Source organism: Mesorhizobium sp. M0047 (assembly GCF_040323315.1).
In the GTDB taxonomy this organism is placed as follows: Bacteria; Pseudomonadota; Alphaproteobacteria; order Rhizobiales; family Rhizobiaceae; genus Mesorhizobium.
The window spans coordinates 1-16362 of the sequence record NZ_JAMYUW010000008.1 but is presented as its reverse complement, the minus strand read 5'-3'; the positions used below and the strand labels follow the sequence as shown (position 1 = coordinate 16362).

Below are 16362 nucleotides of genomic sequence, written 5' to 3'. Positions count from 1 at the left end.
TACGCGAATGCCTGCGCAGGCGTCAATTGTCAGACGAATAAGAATTGGCGATAGTCATGGAAATGCGGCCGGAGGCTCTTGCGGGACGGGGTTGAATCTTTCGAAAAATCAGTTTTGTAGGACAAATGGCATTGACGTTGGCCGCGAGCCGAGATTAGCTGAGCATCGGAGGACTAAATTTAATATACCGGTCCCATGCCGGCCTGCCGCGCGGGATCATCGGAGGGTTGTCGGTCGTTGCCAGTCAGTTTTCGATCTGGCCGACCGAAATGAAAATACTTATCGGCCTGGCGTATGACATGAGCGCTCGCACAACGACCCTCTGTCATCACGCATCCGGTCGATCTGTGTGGCGGGCACGCCGTGTCCGTCTGTTTCCAAGGGAGGACTGACATGAGGAAAACACTTTTGCTCGCCGCCGTCGCCGCCATGGCGCTTGGCGCCGGGCCGGCTTTGGCCAAGAAACAGCTCGTCATTGTCGTGAAAGGTCTCGACAATCCGTTCTTCGAAGCCATTCACCAGGGCTGCGAGAAATGGAACAAGGAAAACGCCAGCTCGGAATATGAGTGCTTCTACACTGGTCCGGCGTCGACTTCCGATGAAGCCGGCGAAGCGCAGATCGTCCAGGACATGCTGAGCAAGGCCGACACGGTGGCGATGGCAATTTCGCCGTCCAACGCGCCACTGATCGCGCAGACGATCAAGACCGCCAATCCGACGATCCCGATCATGACCGTCGATGCGGATCTCAGCAAGGAAGATGCAGCACTTCGCAAGACCTATCTCGGCACCGACAACTATCTGATGGGCAAGAAGATCGGCGAGTACATCAAGAAGGGCAAGCCGAATGGCGGCACGATCTGCACCATTGAAGGCAACCCGGCTGCCGACAACATCCTGCGTCGTGCCCAGGGCATGCGTGATGCGCTTTCGGGCAAGGACGGCCTCGCCGCACTTGCCGGTGAAGGTGGCTGGACCGAAGTTGCAGGCTGCCCGGTGTTCACCAATGACGACGGCGCCAAGGGCGTACAGGCGATGACCGACATCCTCGCCGCCAACCCCAAGCTCGACGCCTTCGGCATCATGGGCGGCTGGCCGCTGTTCGGCGCGCCGCAGCCCTATCGCGATCTGTTCGGACCGCTCAAGGACCGGATAGCCAGCAACGACTTCGTCATCGGTGCCGCCGACACGATCGGCGACGAGGTGGCGATCGCCCGTGACGGCCTCGTGACCGCGCTGGTCGGTCAGCGGCCGTTCGAAATGGGCTACAAGGCGCCGTCGGTGATGATCGACCTCATCGAAGGCAAGGCCGTCGCCGATCCGGTGTTCACCGGCCTCGACGAATGCACCAAGGATACTGTCGACACCTGCATCCAGAAGTAGGTTTTCGATTTCGGGGCGCTCGGCAACGGGCGCCCCGTCACTTCCTGAATTGGACGCAATGGTTGGGGCGACAGGCGCCGGCTTTGGCGCGTCCATGGTTTGGATTTTTCGGCAAGATCGGCGCACCGTGCAGGTTCGGGCCAGTCCGGACGTCAGACAGCCGACGCATTGGAACGTGGATGCCGGACGAAAAGTCAAAAGAGCGAGCCGATCGGACCAAGGCACAAGCCAGCCGCCGTACGGCCGTCATGCGAACGGGTGGTGCGGCGCACTTCGCAGGGGCGAGCGTGCATGTCTCGCTGGCCGGCGAGATTGGCTTGCGGATCGTGCGCGGCGACTATCCGCCCGGCACTATCCTGCCCAATGAGGCCAAATGGGCCGAGATATTCAATGTCAGCCGTTCGGCGGTGCGCGAAGCCATCAAGATGCTGATGGCGAAAAGCCTGTTGGCATCGCGCCCCAAGATCGGCAGCTGGGTCGAGCCAAAGGAGCGCTGGAACCTGCTCGACCGTGACGTGCTTGCCTGGTACGCGACCGCTCCTGACCGCGAGGCTTTTCTGCGCACCGTACAGGAGTTCCGCCACATCATCGAGCCCGAGGCGTCGGCCTTTGCCGCCGTGCGGCGCAGCGACCAGCAGATGGAGGAGATCAGCCAGGCCTGCCGCGACATGAACGAGGCCCTGAGCCTGCAGGACCGCATCCGCGCCGACACGCGCTTTCATCTCGCTATCCTGCGCGCCTCCGGCAACGACCTTTTGGTGCCGCTCGGCGTTCTGATCGAGTCAGCGCTCGACCATCTCTTCGCGTTCACAACGCAGCAGGTCGGTGATCAGCGGCAGGCACAGAAACTGCATGAGGCGATCGAGAAGAACATCCGCCTGCGGCGTCCGGTAGCCGCGCGCAGTGCCGTGCACAAGCTGCTTGAAAACACCGACGACGGGATCGGGCGATCAAGGCGGTGACTGGCGCCTTTGGACGGCTCAGATCGTCTGCTTCTTGCCGTCCTTGGTCGGCATCAGGTCGACGCCGTTGATCTTGCCGATATGCGTCGCCAGCATCGGCACGAATTGCTCGGCCGGGCCGGTGGCATGGGCGCCGGCGAAGGAGTTCTTGGTGGCGTTGCCGAGCGGATTGGCGATGCCGGCCGCCCCCGCCATCGATTCCAGATAGGTCAGGTCCTTGAAGGCGTTGGCGATCGAGAATTTGTGGGCGTCGCGGTCGCCCTCCAGCGTCCAGCGCATGAAGGTCTGGTAGAAGCCGCAATCCATACGGCCATTGCGAATGACGCTGTCGAAGCGCGGCGGCGAGATGCCGACCTTTTCAGCCAGCGCCAATGCCTCGGAATAGATCGCGGCGTAGCCGAGCGAGATGAAATTATTGAGCAGTTTCATGCGGTGGCCGTCGCCGGTGTCGCCGATATGGACGATGCGGCCGGCCCAGGTTTCGATCACCGGTTTCACCCTGGCAAAGAGGGCGTCCGGCGCGCCGACCATGGCGTCGAGCGTGCCTTCCCATGCTTCCTTCGGCGTGCGGCTCAGCGGCGCGTCGACAAAATCGATGCCGAGCGCCTTCAGTTCCGCTGCCAGTGCCACCGTCGAGACAGGATCTGAGGTCGAGCAATCGATCACGACCGAGCCTTTCTTCAAACCCTCCTTGAGGCCGCCGGGGCCGCGAATGATGGCTTCGACCTCGCGTGAGCCGGTGACGCAGATGAAGACGATTGTCGATGCCGCCGCCACATCGCGCGGGGTCGATGCTTCCTTCGCACCTCGACCGATCAGGTCTTCCGCCGGCTTGCGGTTCTTGCGGCCGAGAAAGGTCAGGGCGTAGCCCTTGTCGACGATGTTCTTGGCGATCCCGTGTCCCATCAGGCCAAGGCCGATGAAGCCGATCTTTTCGCTCGCGGCGGTCGTATTCATGTCTTCAAGTCCTGTTGCAATGATTGATGATCGGCGCTGCCGTTTTGCAGGCGAGGGCGGTTGCGGATCGCGGTATTGTCTGACAATACACATAAATTCCAGAGGATGTGGAGAGCAAAATGGCGAAGCGGATCATGTTCACCGGCGGCAGCGGCAAGGCTGGACGCCATGTCGTGCAGTATCTGGTGGAGCAGGGCTGTCAGGTGCTCAACATCGACACCAAGCCGCTCGGCAACCCCAAGGTGCGCACGCTGATCACCGACATCACCGACAGCGGGCAGGTGTTCAACGCGCTGTCAAGCTACATGGGCCTGCATGAATTCGACCCATCGCTGCGCCCCCAGCCGGTCGATGCCGTGGTCCATTTCGCCGCCATTCCGCGCATCATGATTACCACCGACAATGAGGTGTTCCGTATCAATGCGCTCGGCACCTACAATGTCATCGAGGCGGCTGTGAAGCTCGGCATCCCCAAGGTGGTGATCGCCTCCAGCGAAACGACCTATGGCCTGGTTTTCGCCAACGAGCCGCGCGATCCCAAATATTTCCCGCTCGACGAGGAGTACGACGTCGATCCGATGGACAGCTATGCGCTGTCCAAGGTCGTCAACGAGAAGACGGCACGCGCGTTCGCACAGCGCAACGGCACCGATATCTACGCCTTGCGCATTGGCAACGTCATCGAACCGCATGAATATTCGCTGTTTCCGAAATGGTTCGCCGATCCCGGTTTCCGCAAACGCATCGCCTGGAGCTATGTCGATGCGCGCGACCTCGGCCAGATAACGTTGCGCGCCATCGAAAAGGATGGCCTCGGCTACCAGGTGTTCAACGCCGCCAACGATGACACCTCGTCCGATCTGCCGACGGCCGAACTGTTGAAGCGTTTCTACCCCGGCGTGCCGGTCAAAACCGAACTCGGCGAATACGAAACGCTGCTGTCCAACCGCAAGGCGCGCGAGGTGCTGGGTTTCCGCCCGGAGCATAGCTGGCGCAAATACGTCACGACGGCCTGAACCACGAGAGCAGCTGGGCTGATCTGTGCACAGCGCCCGGCTTTGCGGCCCAAGCCGCTTGCCGCGCTTGACAGCACCCCTCAATCCGGACTTTCTGGAACCCATGCGGGACGCGAAGCCGAACAAGGAAAAATCGCCAGCGAAAGCGGCTTCCACCGAGCGTTCCGCCGGCGTTCGCCGACCCGACGCGGCGCGCATTCCAGGCTCGAGCGTTCATGCCTCGCTGGCCAGCGAGATCGGCCTCAGGATCGTGCGTGGCGACTATCCGCCCGGCACGATCCTGCCGAATGAAGCGAAATGGTCGGAGACCTTCAGCGTCAGCCGCTCGGCGGTGCGCGAAGCGATCAAGATGCTGATGGCCAAGGGCCTGCTGGCCTCACGCCCCAAGATCGGCAGCTGGGTCGAGCCGAAGGAGCGCTGGAACCTGCTCGACCGCGATGTGCTGGCCTGGTACGCGACGTCGCCGGATCGCGAGGTGTTCCTGAAGACCGTGCAGGAGTTCCGCCATATCATCGAGCCGGAAGCGACCGCCTTTGCCGCGATGCGGCGGACCGACGAACAGATGGCCGAGATCAGCCAGGCATGCCGGGAGATGGGCGAGGCGGCCAGCCTGCAGGATCGCACCCGCGCCGACACCCGCTTTCACCTCGCCATCCTGCGTGCCTCGGGCAACGACCTTCTGGTGCCGCTCGGCGTGCTGATCGAATCCGCCTTCGATCATCTCTTTGCCTATACGACGCGGGAGATCGACGATCTCAATCATGCGCAGAAGCTGCATGAGGCAATCGAGAAGAACATCCGGCTGCAACGCCCGGATGCGGCGCGCAACGCGGTGCGCAAGTTGTTGGCAAACACCGACGGCGTCATCCGCGCCCGATAGGGCCTATTGGGCGCTGCTAATCGTCTTTCTCACGCCCGAAGGCGGCGCGCAGTTCGTCCTTGGCGTCCTCAAGTACTTGTCTGCGCTCGGCGGGCAGGTTCTTGCCGGCGCGGTTGATGTAGAAGTTCAGCATCGACATGGCTGACTGGAACGGTCCGGCCTTGCGCCGGTGGCTGTGTTCGGCGGATCGCTTGAGCGAGGCGGCGATCTTCTTGGCGTCGTCGGATTCGAAGACGTGGTCCTCGAGATCCAACGCATCGCTGTGCTCGGTCACGTCGGCCGACCATTTTTTCTTCGCGCTCACGGCAGGACTCCTTATGCAGGGGGCTGGCCGGGAAACTCCGCACTTTGGCATCGGTTCCCACGTCCCTGGCTCTGGAGCCACGGATTTGCCCGCTGTGGCGCTGCTGCGGCTTGAGGATGGGCCGATACTGGGCGCGAGACGGCAGCCGAACTGAGAGCGCCGACAGGAAACGCATTGGCCCGAACCGACAGCATTCAGCCGAGCACCGGCATCGACAGCTCCTATGCCTGGATGCGGCTCGCCATCTCGATGCTGCTGGCGACGATCGGTGCCGTCGGCATGTGGGCGGTTGTCGTGGTGCTGCCCGCCGTGCAGGCCGAGTTCGGCGTCGACCGCGCCGCGGCGTCCATGCCCTACACCGCGACCATGGTCGGCTTTGCCGCCGGCAACGCGCTGATCGGCCGCGCCATCGACCGTATGGGCTACTGGGTCCCGGCGCTGCTCTCTTCGATTGCGCTCTCCGCCGGCCTCCTGCTCGCGGCGCTGTCGACCTCGATCCTGCAGTTCACCCTTGCCCAAGGGCTGCTGATCGGCGTCGGTACATCGGTGATCTTCGGGCCGCTGATCGCCGATATCTCGCACTGGTTCAACCGCCGGCGCGGTGTCGCGGTGACCGCGGCGGCCGCCGGCAACTACCTTGCCGGGGCGTTCTGGCCGACGATCATGCCGACACTCATGAAGGCGGAGGGCTGGCGTTTCACCTATGCGGCCATCGGCATCTTCTGCCTGGTGACCATGGTGCCGCTGGTGCTGATGCTGCGGCGCGGTGCCCCGACGGCGGCAGCCGCAGGTTCGCCCGGGAGCCGGCCGGTGCAGCCGATCTCGCTGTCGCCGGCGGCGTTGCAGGTGCTGCTGGTTGTCGCCGGCCTCGGCTGCTGCGTGGCGATGTCGATGCCGCAGGTGCATATCGTCGCCTATTGCATGGATCTCGGCTACGGCGTGGCACACGGCGCCGACATGCTGTCGATCATGATGGCGGGCGGCGTCGTCAGCCGGTTGGCATCGGGCTTTATTGCCGATCGCATCGGCGGCATGAAAACGCTCATGATAGGTTCGGTGCTGCAGTGTCTGTCGCTGCTGTTCTACATCCCGTTCGACGGGCTTGCCTCGCTCTATTTGGTGTCGCTGGTATTCGGCCTGTCGCAGGGCGGCATCGTGCCTTGCTACGCCATCATCGTGCGCGACTACATGCCCGCCAAAGAGGCCGGGCAGCGCATAGGCATCGTCATGATGGCGACGATCTTCGGCATGGCGATCGGTGGCTGGATGTCGGGCTGGATCTACGACCTCACCGGTTCCTATGCCGCGGCGTTCCTCAACGGCATCGCCTGGAATTTGCTGAACATATTGGCGATCGGCCTGTTGTTCTGGAAAGCACGGCGCAGCGCCGCCGTGACGGCTTGAAGGCTGGCAGGATTGTTGCCGTTGCTTGACAAGGACAACACGCTGCGCGACGCCAGAAGGCGAGTGGGTGCGGCAAAGCGGGCCGGCGGGATGGTGACAGCAAAAACGATCGTATCGCGACCGCGCCCTGCCGGGTGCATTCCCGAGCGAGCGCGTCCGTGATCAAGCCGCGCTCTCGCCGTGGCAGAGGCCGCCCGACAATATCGGATGTCGCGCGCAAGGCCGGAGTCGGCGCCATCACCGTGTCGCGCGCCTTGCGCGAGCCGGAGCGCGTCTCCGAAGAACTGCGCCGCCAGATCCAGGCCGCCGTCGACGAACTCGGCTATGTGCCGGACCCGAATGCGCGGGCGCTGGCTTCTGCGCGCGCCGAGGTATTCGGCGTCCTGGTACCGTCGCTCACCAACAACGTCTTTGCCGAGGTGGTGCGCGGCATCTATGACAGCCTGTCGGACAGCCCATTCCGCATCCAACTCGGCAACACCCATTATTCCGGCCTCGAGGAAGAACGGCTGCTGCAGGTGTTCGGCTCGCAGCGGCCGGCAGCGCTGATCGTCGCCGGCATCGACCAGACACCGGCCTCGCGAAAGCTGCTGGAGAGCGCCGGCTGCCCGGTGGTGCAGGTCATGGAAACCGGGCCAGATCCAGTCGACATGATGGTCGGCTTCTCGCATCTGGACGGCGGCAGGACGGCCACCGAACATCTGATCGAGGCTGGCTATCGCCGCATCGGCTTCATCGGCGCGCGCATGGATCCTCGCTCGCAGCGGCGCCTTGCCGGGTACCGCGCTGCGATGGAGGCGGCCGGCCTGTTTGACCCGCGCCTCGTCACCACCACGCCGGTTCCGTCCAGCGTGTCGCTCGGCCGCGAGATGTTCCGCGACGCGCTGGCCAAGGTGCCGACACTCGACGCTGTCTTCTGCAACAATGACGACATCGCGCTCGGCGTGTTGTTCGAGTGTCATCGCGCCTCGATCTTGGTGCCGAAGACGATCGGTATCGTCGGTTTCAACGACCTCGACATGATGCAGGTGGCGTTCCCGTCGATCACCAGCATCCGCACCCATCGCTACGAGATCGGCAGGCGTGCGGTCGCCATGGCGCTGGCTGCGATCGCCGGCGACAGGCCGGAGCAACGGATCGTCGATCTCGGTTTCGAGCTCAAGCGCCGCGAGAGCACCGCCCGTTGAATACACAGAAACGACTGTGCGAATGCCGGTTTACAGGACAATTTGGTAGCGCTACCATTTTCCGCTGAGCAGATGGGCGCGCAGCGGGGTGCGGCTGTTTATTATACATAAGCGACAACTAATTCTTGTTTATTATGGATAATATGATAGTTTTCGCCCGGCTGGCGGTGACAAGGGGAGGAACTGGGTCGGCCGTCACAGGCGACTAAAACGCGTATGCCAAGGCAAGGAGGTGCCGGCCCGATCGCGTCAATAATTTCGCATAGCGAAAACCACAATCAGAACTGCAACTGGGAGGAATATCGATGATCAAGTCACTTGTTGGTGGCATCGTTGCCGCCACTGCATTCGTCATGCTGAGCTCGTCGGCGATTGCCGCGGGCCCTGAAATCGTCAAGGGCCCGGCAGCGGAGCCGGATTGCTTCGCACCCTGGGCTGCGGATACGCAGTTCTTCAAGTTTCCCAAAAAGGACGGCCCATACCGGATCGCGCTCGCCAATGGCTACATCGCCAACACCTGGCGCATCCAGATGATCCAGACCGCCAAGGCTTACGCAGCGCAAAAGGACGTCGCCGCCAAGTTGAAGGAATTCAAGGTGGTGTCGACCGGCGAGGATGTGCCGGCGCAGATTTCGGCGATCAACAACTTCATCGATTCCGGCTATGACGCCATTGTCGTCAACGCGCAGAACCCGACCGCTTTCGCGCCGGTCATCAAGCGCGCCAAGGAGGCCGGTGTCGTGCTGGTTGCTTTCGACAACATTCTCGACACCAAGGACGCCATCAACGTCAATGTCGATCAGAAGGGCCTCGGCGAACTTTGGGGCAAATGGCTGGTCGACCATATACCCGATGGCGGCAAGATACTTGAGGTGCGCGGTGTTGCTGGCACGTCGGTCGATACCGACCGCCACAATGGCATCCATGAGGTCTTCGATGCTTCGGGCAAGAAATGGGACGTCACCGAAGTCGCCGGCAAGTGGGATGATCCGACAGCGCAGAAGGTCACGGCTGACGCGATCGCCACCAATGGTCCGTTCGTCGGCATTACCGGCCAGGGGGGTGACACCGGCATCGTACAGGCGATGATCGACGCCAAGCATCCGTTTGTACCGTTCGGTGGCGAAACCGAAAACGGCTTCCGCAAATTCTGCGCGGCTCATGCCGCCGACGGACTGAAATGCTCGTCGGCCGGCACTGGCCCGGCGCAGGTGGCGGTCGCCATCAAGACGGCGATTGCCGCGCTTGAAGGCAATGTCGTACCGCAATCGGTCAAACTGCCGTTGGCGATCGTTGAGGATCCAAACTTCAAGGCCGGGCAGGATTTCTTCCCCGACCAGTCCGACAATTTCTTCGTCGGCAACTCCTTCCCGACCTGCGGCATCAATTTCACGGCGCAGGAAATCATGGGTCAGACCAAGGCCGACCAATAGGCTGAACAACCGGCGCCGTGGGACCCACGGCGCCGACCACTCGATAGTCTGGTCGTCAAAATGCCTGGGGAGGGCTGATGGACGGTGCGGTTCCGCTCTTCCGGATGGAAGGTATATCCAAGCGCTATGGTGGTGTGCGGGCGCTGGAAAAGGCCGAACTTTCGGTCACGTCCGGCAGCATCCACGCCATCCTTGGCGAAAACGGCGCCGGCAAATCGACGCTGATCAAGGTCATGGCGGGCGTCGTCGCGGCCGATGAAGGCCGAATGACGCTGGATGGCCGCGAGGTGACGTTCGCGTCGCCGGCTGCTGCCAACCAGGCCGGCATCGTCTGTATCTTCCAGGAGCTGTCGCTGGTTCCAGAACTCAGCGTCGCCGACAACATCGTCATCTCCGATCCGCCCAAACGCTTCGGCATGATCGACCGCAAGGCGCAGCGCCGCATTGCGGAAGAGGCGCTGGCGCGCGCGGGTGCGGCCGACATTCATCCGTCGGCACTGGTCAAGGACCTGCCCTTGTCGCGGCGGCAGATGGTCGAAATCGCCAAGGCACTCGCCAGAAAGCCGCGCATCCTGATCCTCGACGAAGCGACGTCGGCGCTGACGGCGGCGGACGTCTCGAACATCTTCGCGGTGTTGAAGCGGCTGCGCTCGGAAGGGCTGGCCCTGCTCTACATCTCGCATCGCATGAACGAGATCGCCGAGTTGGCCGACCAGTGCACGGTGTTCCGCAATGGTCGTAACGTCGCAAGCTATCCGGCAGGTTCGAAAAGCGACAATGAAGTGGTCGAACTGATGATCGGCCGCGAATACAGCCACATCTTTCCGCCGAAACCCGCGGCCGTGCCTGCGACCGCCGCCCCCAGGTTAGAGGCCCGCAAGCTCTCGTGGACCGACCGACTCGACAATATTTCATTGACTGTCAGGGCCGGCGAGGTGGTTGGCCTCGGCGGCCTTGACGGCCAGGGCCAGCGCGAATTGCTGCTCGCCTTCTTCGGTGTGCTGCGCGGCCTCAGCGGTCAAATCCTGATCGACGGCAAGCCTGTATCGATCACCAGCCCCGCGGCTGCGCGCGAGGACGGCATCGGCATGGCGCTCATTCCCGAGGACCGCAAGACCGAAGGCCTGATGCTGCCGATGACCGTGCGCGAGAACCTGTCCTTCGCGGCCCTCGACCGGCTCTCGAAAGCCGGCATCATCGACCGCGCCGCCGAGCAGCGGCTGATCGACGACATGGTCGGCCTTTTGGCGATCAAGACGGCGGGCCTCGACATTCCGGTCGCGGCACTTTCGGGCGGCAACCAACAGAAGGTTGTCATCGCCAAATGGCTGATGCGCCAGCCGCGCATCATCCTACTCAACGATCCGACACGCGGCATCGACGTCGGCACCAAGCAGGAGCTCTACCAACTGATGCGCAAGCTTGCCGATGCGGGTGCGGCGATCCTGTTCTATTCGACCGACTATGACGAGTTGATCGGCTGCTGCGACCGTGTGCTGGTGCTCTATGATGGAGCGGTCAAGCGCGAGCTGGTCGGCGCCGAGATCAGCGAGCGGGCGCTGATATCGAGTGCGCTCAACATCCATGGCGAGGACAGCCCCGTGAGCCTGGGAGCGGACGCATGAAGGATTGGCGCTACTGGCTTGCCGAGCAACGCGGAACGCTGCTGGCATTTGGCATCTTCATCGTCATGTTCGTCATCTACACCTCGAACCATCCGGCCGGTTTCACCGCCAATGTCGTGCAGACGGCGGCGAACAAGGGCGTGCTGCTCGCCTTCGTCGCCATGGCGCAGACGCTGGTGGTGATCACCGCCGGCATCGATCTGTCCATCGGCATGATCTTCCTGCTCACCAATTGCCTCGCCTCGTGGCTGGTGGTGGGCACGCCGATGCAGACGACGCTCGGCGTCATCGCCGTGCTGGCGGTGGGCCTGCTGTGCGGGGCGATCAATGGCGCCATCGTCATCTACGGACGGCTGCAGCCGATCGTCGCCACCATTGCCACAGGAGCCATCTATTACGGCATCGGCCTTCTGCTGCGGCCGTTTCCGGGCGGTTCGGTCAATGAGGATCTGGCCGATGCGCTGACCGGTCGTGTGTTCGGCGAGGTGCCGGCGAGCCTCGTGGTGCTGCTTGCCATCGTGCTGGTGATCTGGGTGCCGTTCAGCCGTTCGGTGCTCGGCCGCGCCGCTTACGCGGCCGGGTCGTCGGAGACGGCGGCGTACATGTCAGGCGTGCCCATTAGGCGCGGCAAGTTCGCCGCCTACACGCTGGCCGGGCTGCTGGCGGCGATCGGCGGGCTGTTCCTGACGTTCTTCACCTATACGGGCGAGGCGGCCTACGCCAGCGGCAACGCCTACACGCTGTTTTCGATCGCCGCCGTTGTGCTCGGTGGCGTCTCGCTGTTCGGCGGCAAGGGCAGCGCCATCGGCGCGATCTTCGGCGCGCTGGCCTTCCGCACCATTGGCGACCTTTTGTTCGTCTTCGATTTCGATCCGCTCTGGCAGCCGCTATTCCAGGGCGTTATCCTGCTGGTCGCCGTCAGCCTCGGCGCCTTCGCACTGTTTCGGGTGCGCAACCGGCTGGAGTGGTTCCTGTGAGCGAAACGACGCTTGGCGGCATTGCCAGCCGCATGCCCAGGTTCATCCGCCGCGCCGATCCAGCGGTGCTGACCGCCTTTGCCTGCATTGTGCTGTTGCTGCTTCTTGGCAGCCTTTATTCGCGCAGCTTCCTGTCGCCGGAGTACCTGCTGCAGCAACTCAAGGTCGCCTCGTTCCTCGGCGTAATCGCCACCGGCATGATGCTGGTCGTCCTGCTCGGCCAGATCGACCTGTCGGTGCCCTGGTGCGTGGCGGCGGGCGCGATGATGGCCTGCGCGGCGGCCGCCTATGGCCCGGCCGGGGTGGTGCTGGCGATCCCGTTCGGCATTCTCTGCGGTGTGCTGATCGGTATCGTCAACGGCATCGGCGTCGCCTACCTGCGCATCCCCTCGATGATCATCACGCTGGCCACCAACGCCGTCGCGCAGGGGCTGATGGTCGTCTATACCGGCGGCTTCTCGCCGCAGGATTCGGCGACGGGCGCAATGCGCTACCTGGCGACCGGCTTCGCCATTCCGGGCGTCCCCAACGCCGTCATCATCTGGGCGCTGATCGGCGCTGCAATGGTGTTCGTGCTGACCCGCACCAGCTTCGGCCGCACCGTGTACGGCATCGGCAACCGCGAGCGCGCCGCCTATCTCTCCGGCATCGACACACGGCGCGTGGTGATGATCGCTTTCGCGGTATCGGGCGGGCTCTCCGCTTTCGGCGGCGTGCTGCTCGCCGGCTATGCCTCCAAGGCGGCGCAGTCGATGGGCGATGCCTATCTGCTGCCATCGATCGCAGCTGTCGTGCTTGGCGGCACCTCGATCCTGGGCGGGCGGGGCTCGTATCTGGGCACCGTCGCCGGTGTCATCCTGATCACCCTGCTGCAATCCATCCTGTCGGTCATGCAGATGCCGGAGGCGGGGCGGCAGATCATCTACGGCGTCGTCATCGTCGCCATGCTGCTGCTCTACGGCCGCGCGCCGGCAAGCCGCTGACAGTGGGCGAAAGGCCAGCACAGGCGCCAATTGGCGCTCCCGGCTCATTGCCCCAAGCCATCGTGGTGATGGGCGTCGCCGGCTGCGGCAAGTCGGCCGTCGGTATTGCACTGGCGGCCGCGCTGGGCGTTACCTTTATCGAGGGTGACAGGCTGCACCCGCCGGAAAACGTCGCACGCATGGCCAGCGGCAAGCCACTCACCGATCAACTTCGTGAAGGCTGGCTTGACGCGATCGGCGAGCGCATCGCTGCGTCGATGGGGCAGGGCGAAGGCGTGGTTGCCGCCTGCTCGGCGTTGAAGCGCAGCTATCGCGCGCGCTTGAGCGGCTTCTGCCCGGCGATCGTCTTCCTCTATCTGCAGATCGACGCTGCTACGGCCAGGTGGCGTGTCGGCAGCCGCAAGGGCCATTTCATGCCGGCAAGCCGCGTCGACAGCCAGTTCGCTATCCTAGAGCCGCCGACGGCGGATGAGAGGGCCTTGACGCTCGATGCGACCCGCCCGGTCAGCGAACTCGTCAGTGCGACCGTCCACCAGCTAACGCTGGTCGATAGGAATTTTTTCTTGATTCCCTGCCCTCAGCTATGGTACATGTTTGTCCATGGTGCTGATTTGCGCCAGTGACCCGCCGTGCAGGCGGGTTTTTCGTTTGATGCTCCGTCAGCCTGCGCGCCGGCAAAGGCTCCGAAGGAACCCGTCAACCCCAGTTCGTTGCCCTGAACCGGATCGTAGGCGACCAGCGGCCTGCCACCGGATGCGCGGCGAACTGCAGGCGGCGGCGATGGCGAAGCCGCCAGCAAACCCTCGAACAGTTTGCGCGCATCGGTGTCTTCACCAAACACAGCGCGGGTGGCGGCGGCGTAAGCAGGGAATTCCTTGCCCATATGGCGCTACAAGCGAAACCTCGATACGCGGCGGCAGATTGGCAGTCGGTGGTCTAGATCTGTGACGTCAGTTCGACGGGGAAATCATCATTGTCGGCATCGCGCATGGCGGCGAGGCTGCGATTGTCCAGCACTTCGGCGATCGCCTGCCGCACCTCCAGCATCATCTGCCGGACCTGGCAGGTGGCCTCGTCGCAGTCGTCGCAGCGCTGATACTGCGTGCGGCTAGCGCAGGGGATCGGCGCCAGCGGCCCGTCAAGCACCCGCACGACATGGCCGATCTTGATTTCAGAGGCCGGCCTGGCGAGGCGATAGCCGCCTTCCTTGCCCTTGCGGCTCTGGACGAAACCGGCATTGCGCAACTCGCCCAGGATAGCATCGAGGAATTTCTTCGGAATATTGTTGGCGACCGCGATGTCGTTGACGAAGGCCAATTGGCCCAGTGGCAGGCCAGACAGATGCACGAGGGCCTTGAGGCCGTATTTGCCTTTTTTTGTCAGCATGCCCAGATCACCCCATTGAAGCCCCAACCACTCGCATCTGGCGACTGTTTGTGTGCAAATAATGACGTTTTTGCCGTGCGGCGATATTTCGCGAAAACAAGGCGCCGAATGGCATGTTAGGCGCAAACACGTTGATTCTTTGTAACGTTCTGCACGGATGACGCCGATATTTCGCTGAAAACCGGGTTTCCGGAGCACAAAACGAAGAATGCCGGCAAGGTGCCGGCTTTCTTCATTTGCTCCGGATGTTTGTGCCGTCAGCGGCTGCCATAGGTCTGGTCGAGCAGGCCGCCTGCGGCGAAATGCTCCTTCTGCACCCTGTCCCAGCCGCCAAAAACGCCTTCGACGGTCAGCAGGCGGACGTCGGGAAACTGGGCTTTGTATTTGGCCTCCACTGCCGCGTCGCGGACCCGGTTGCCGTTCTGGGCGAGAATGTCCTGGCCCTCCGGCGTGTACAGGAAGTCGAGATAAGTCTTTGCCAGATCGCGCGTGCCATGCTCGTCGGCGACCTTGTCGACGATGGCGACCGGGAATTCGGCCAGCAGACTGACCGAGGGCGTGACCTGCTCGAATTTGTCGTCGCCATACTCCCTGCGGATGCCGCGCGTCTCGGACTCAAAGGTGATCAGCACGTCACCGATCTCGCGCTGCACGAAGGTTGTGGTCGCGGCGCGGCCGCCATTGTCGAAGATCGGCACGTTGTTGAACAACTTGGTAATGAACTCCTTCACCTTGGCGTCGTCGCCCTTGAAGGCTTCCTTGGCATAGGCGGTGGCCGCCAGATAGGTGTAGCGCGCATTGCCGGAGGTTTTCGGGTTGGGGAAGATCACCTGCACGTCGTCGCGCACGAGATCGTTCCAGTCCTTGATATGTTTGGGGTTGCCGGCGCGCACCAGGAAGGACGGCAGCGAATAGAAGGGCGAGGCGTTGTCGGGGAAATCCTTCTGCCAGTCGGCCGAGACGAGGCCCTTCTTGACGAGGAAGTCGATGTCGGTGACCTGGTTGAAGGTGACGACATCGGCAGCGAGGCCTTCGGCGATGGCACGCGCTTGCGCAGAGGTGCCGGCATGCGACTGGTCGACGGTGACGCCCGGATGGCGCGCGATGAAGGCCTTGTTGATTTGGACGAACAGTTCGCGGCCGACATCATAGGATGCGTTGAGCAATTTATCGGCCGACCAGGCTTGGGAGGATGCCAGGAGCAGGCCGGCGACGGTGGCGACGCCGAGGAAAAATCGCTTCATGAAAACAAGCTCCGGGTGCAATGGGTTTATGGTCGAACCATAGCTGTGGCGCGCGGTGCGCGACGAGGCACGCGAGACGGCTCTGTGGTTGTGCTGCGAGAAAAGTTATCGGCCGAAACAACCGGATGCCAGGATTTTCTTCCAAAGAGAGACACCCTTCAGATCTGATCGTGGGCAAGAAGATCGCATCGCGATGCTGGGTCGAGAACTGGCTGGAATAGCGCTCGACCGAGTATCAGGCAGGCGGAAACAGCTTCCAGCGGCCGGGACGGAACGCCACCCGGCTTTTCTGCGCCGCGGGATGATCGACAGGCAGTTCGATTTCGACCCGCTGGCGCTCGCCGCCGATCTCGAGTTCGACGCGCCGCGTGCCGGCGACGCGGCGGCTGGCGGCAACCGTGCCGGCGATGCAGCCGCTGCAGCCGTCAAGCAATTCGACATGGTGCGGGCGGAAGTAAAGCGTCGCTTCGCCCGAGGGCTCGTTGGGCGCGGCAAGTCCGATCGGACGGTCGGCGAGCCAGATCTCGCCATTTTCGACCTTGACCGGAAGCGAGCTCGATTCACCGATGAAGCCGTAGACGAAGGGCGAGTTGGGCGCGTCGTAGATGTCGTCGGCAGTGC

General features: G+C 63.0%; 16 protein-coding genes. 11 read left to right on the top strand and 5 right to left on the bottom strand.

All coding sequences use genetic code 11. The annotated features are described in order from the left end of the window. Positions 1 to 393 precede the first annotated feature (393 nt). Together NKJ89_RS09595 and NKJ89_RS09590 are read left to right on the top strand one after the other, a co-directional pair. The gene (locus NKJ89_RS09595) at positions 394 to 1383 is read left to right on the top strand and encodes a sugar-binding protein (protein ID WP_023756907.1); all 990 of its coding nucleotides are present in this window, start codon (positions 394 to 396) and stop codon (positions 1381 to 1383) included. A gap of 179 nt (positions 1384 to 1562) precedes the next feature. After that, positions 1563 to 2345, top strand: coding sequence for a FadR/GntR family transcriptional regulator (locus NKJ89_RS09590; RefSeq protein ID WP_023756908.1), 783 nt, complete (start codon positions 1563 to 1565; stop codon positions 2343 to 2345). Positions 2346 to 2363: 18 nt separating this feature from the next. Here the strand turns inward: NKJ89_RS09590 and NKJ89_RS09585 are convergent, their stop codons facing one another. After that, complete coding sequence (locus tag NKJ89_RS09585) at positions 2364 to 3302, bottom strand: NAD(P)-dependent oxidoreductase (protein ID WP_352601887.1); 939 nt, start codon at positions 3300 to 3302, stop codon at positions 2364 to 2366. Between the two features lie 119 nt (positions 3303 to 3421). Here NKJ89_RS09585 and NKJ89_RS09580 point away from each other — a divergent pair, with 119 nt between their 5' ends. Beyond that, a complete protein-coding gene (locus tag NKJ89_RS09580; protein WP_352601885.1) occupies positions 3422 to 4318 on the top strand; it encodes an NAD-dependent epimerase/dehydratase family protein in 897 nt (298 codons plus the stop codon). Positions 4319 to 4421: 103 nt separating this feature from the next. Further along, positions 4422 to 5198, top strand: a complete 777-nt coding sequence (locus tag NKJ89_RS09575; RefSeq protein WP_023756911.1) for a FadR/GntR family transcriptional regulator — start codon at positions 4422 to 4424, stop codon at positions 5196 to 5198. 16 nt (positions 5199 to 5214) lie between these two features. Here the strand turns inward: NKJ89_RS09575 and NKJ89_RS09570 are convergent, their stop codons facing one another. After that, positions 5215 to 5502 (bottom strand): DUF3175 domain-containing protein, encoded by a 288-nt coding sequence (locus NKJ89_RS09570; RefSeq protein ID WP_023756912.1) that lies wholly within the window; start codon positions 5500 to 5502, stop codon positions 5215 to 5217. A 174-nt stretch (positions 5503 to 5676) separates the two neighbouring features. Here NKJ89_RS09570 and NKJ89_RS09565 point away from each other — a divergent pair, with 174 nt between their 5' ends. The 7 genes from NKJ89_RS09565 (at position 5677) to NKJ89_RS09535 (ending at position 13734) form a co-directional block, all read left to right on the top strand. Continuing rightward, positions 5677 to 6906, top strand: a complete 1230-nt coding sequence (locus NKJ89_RS09565; RefSeq protein WP_352601883.1) for an MFS transporter — start codon at positions 5677 to 5679, stop codon at positions 6904 to 6906. Between the two features lie 158 nt (positions 6907 to 7064). Beyond that, on the top strand, positions 7065 to 8093 hold the full coding sequence (gene gntR / locus NKJ89_RS09560) for an HTH-type transcriptional regulator GntR (protein ID WP_352601881.1): 1029 nt from the start codon (positions 7065 to 7067) through the stop codon (positions 8091 to 8093). 305 nt (positions 8094 to 8398) lie between these two features. Then, positions 8399 to 9526 carry a sugar ABC transporter substrate-binding protein gene (locus NKJ89_RS09555; protein WP_352601879.1) on the top strand — a complete coding sequence of 376 codons (1128 nt, stop codon included), beginning with the start codon at positions 8399 to 8401 and terminating at the stop codon, positions 9524 to 9526. A 77-nt stretch (positions 9527 to 9603) separates the two neighbouring features. Further along, entirely contained in the window at positions 9604 to 11151 is a 1548-nt protein-coding gene (locus NKJ89_RS09550) for a sugar ABC transporter ATP-binding protein (protein WP_352601877.1), read from the top strand. Beyond that, a complete protein-coding gene (locus tag NKJ89_RS09545) occupies positions 11148 to 12128 on the top strand; it encodes an ABC transporter permease (RefSeq protein WP_352601876.1) in 981 nt (326 codons plus the stop codon). Before NKJ89_RS09550 ends, NKJ89_RS09545 begins: the two co-directional genes overlap by 4 nt. Further along, complete coding sequence (locus tag NKJ89_RS09540) at positions 12125 to 13111, top strand: ABC transporter permease (RefSeq protein ID WP_352601874.1); 987 nt, start codon at positions 12125 to 12127, stop codon at positions 13109 to 13111. The genes NKJ89_RS09545 and NKJ89_RS09540 overlap by 4 nt, the downstream gene beginning before the upstream one ends. 2 nt (positions 13112 to 13113) lie before the next feature. Further along, the gene (locus tag NKJ89_RS09535; protein WP_352601872.1) at positions 13114 to 13734 is read left to right on the top strand and encodes a gluconokinase; all 621 of its coding nucleotides are present in this window, start codon (positions 13114 to 13116) and stop codon (positions 13732 to 13734) included. Between the two features lie 313 nt (positions 13735 to 14047). On the opposite strand, the gene NKJ89_RS09530 is transcribed toward NKJ89_RS09535, so the two are convergent. The 3 genes from NKJ89_RS09530 to NKJ89_RS09520 form a co-directional block, all read right to left on the bottom strand. Beyond that, positions 14048 to 14497 carry an RrF2 family transcriptional regulator gene (locus tag NKJ89_RS09530; protein WP_023756920.1) on the bottom strand — a complete coding sequence of 150 codons (450 nt, stop codon included), beginning with the start codon at positions 14495 to 14497 and terminating at the stop codon, positions 14048 to 14050. Positions 14498 to 14754: 257 nt separating this feature from the next. Beyond that, on the bottom strand, positions 14755 to 15741 hold the full coding sequence (locus NKJ89_RS09525; protein ID WP_352601870.1) for a sulfate ABC transporter substrate-binding protein: 987 nt from the start codon (positions 15739 to 15741) through the stop codon (positions 14755 to 14757). Between the two features lie 235 nt (positions 15742 to 15976). Continuing rightward, a partial coding sequence (locus tag NKJ89_RS09520; protein WP_352601867.1) for a TOBE-like domain-containing protein occupies positions 15977 to 16362 on the bottom strand: 386 nt, incomplete at its 5' end.

Excerpts from the sequence above, each read along its gene's own strand:
- NKJ89_RS09595 (WP_023756907.1), top strand. The coding sequence starts at position 394 with ATGAGGAAAACACTTTTGCTCGCCGCCGTCGCCGCCATGGCGCTTGGC.
- NKJ89_RS09590 (WP_023756908.1), top strand. The coding sequence starts at position 1,563 with ATGCCGGACGAAAAGTCAAAAGAGCGAGCCGATCGGACCAAGGCACAA.
- NKJ89_RS09585 (WP_352601887.1), bottom strand. The coding sequence starts at position 3,302 with ATGAATACGACCGCCGCGAGCGAAAAGATCGGCTTCATCGGCCTTGGC.
- NKJ89_RS09580 (WP_352601885.1), top strand. The coding sequence starts at position 3,422 with ATGGCGAAGCGGATCATGTTCACCGGCGGCAGCGGCAAGGCTGGACGC.
- NKJ89_RS09575 (WP_023756911.1), top strand. The coding sequence starts at position 4,422 with ATGCGGGACGCGAAGCCGAACAAGGAAAAATCGCCAGCGAAAGCGGCT.
- NKJ89_RS09555 (WP_352601879.1), top strand. The coding sequence starts at position 8,399 with ATGATCAAGTCACTTGTTGGTGGCATCGTTGCCGCCACTGCATTCGTC.
- NKJ89_RS09550 (WP_352601877.1), top strand. The coding sequence starts at position 9,604 with ATGGACGGTGCGGTTCCGCTCTTCCGGATGGAAGGTATATCCAAGCGC.
- NKJ89_RS09545 (WP_352601876.1), top strand. The coding sequence starts at position 11,148 with ATGAAGGATTGGCGCTACTGGCTTGCCGAGCAACGCGGAACGCTGCTG.
- NKJ89_RS09530 (WP_023756920.1), bottom strand. The coding sequence starts at position 14,497 with ATGCTGACAAAAAAAGGCAAATACGGCCTCAAGGCCCTCGTGCATCTG.
- NKJ89_RS09525 (WP_352601870.1), bottom strand. The coding sequence starts at position 15,741 with ATGAAGCGATTTTTCCTCGGCGTCGCCACCGTCGCCGGCCTGCTCCTG.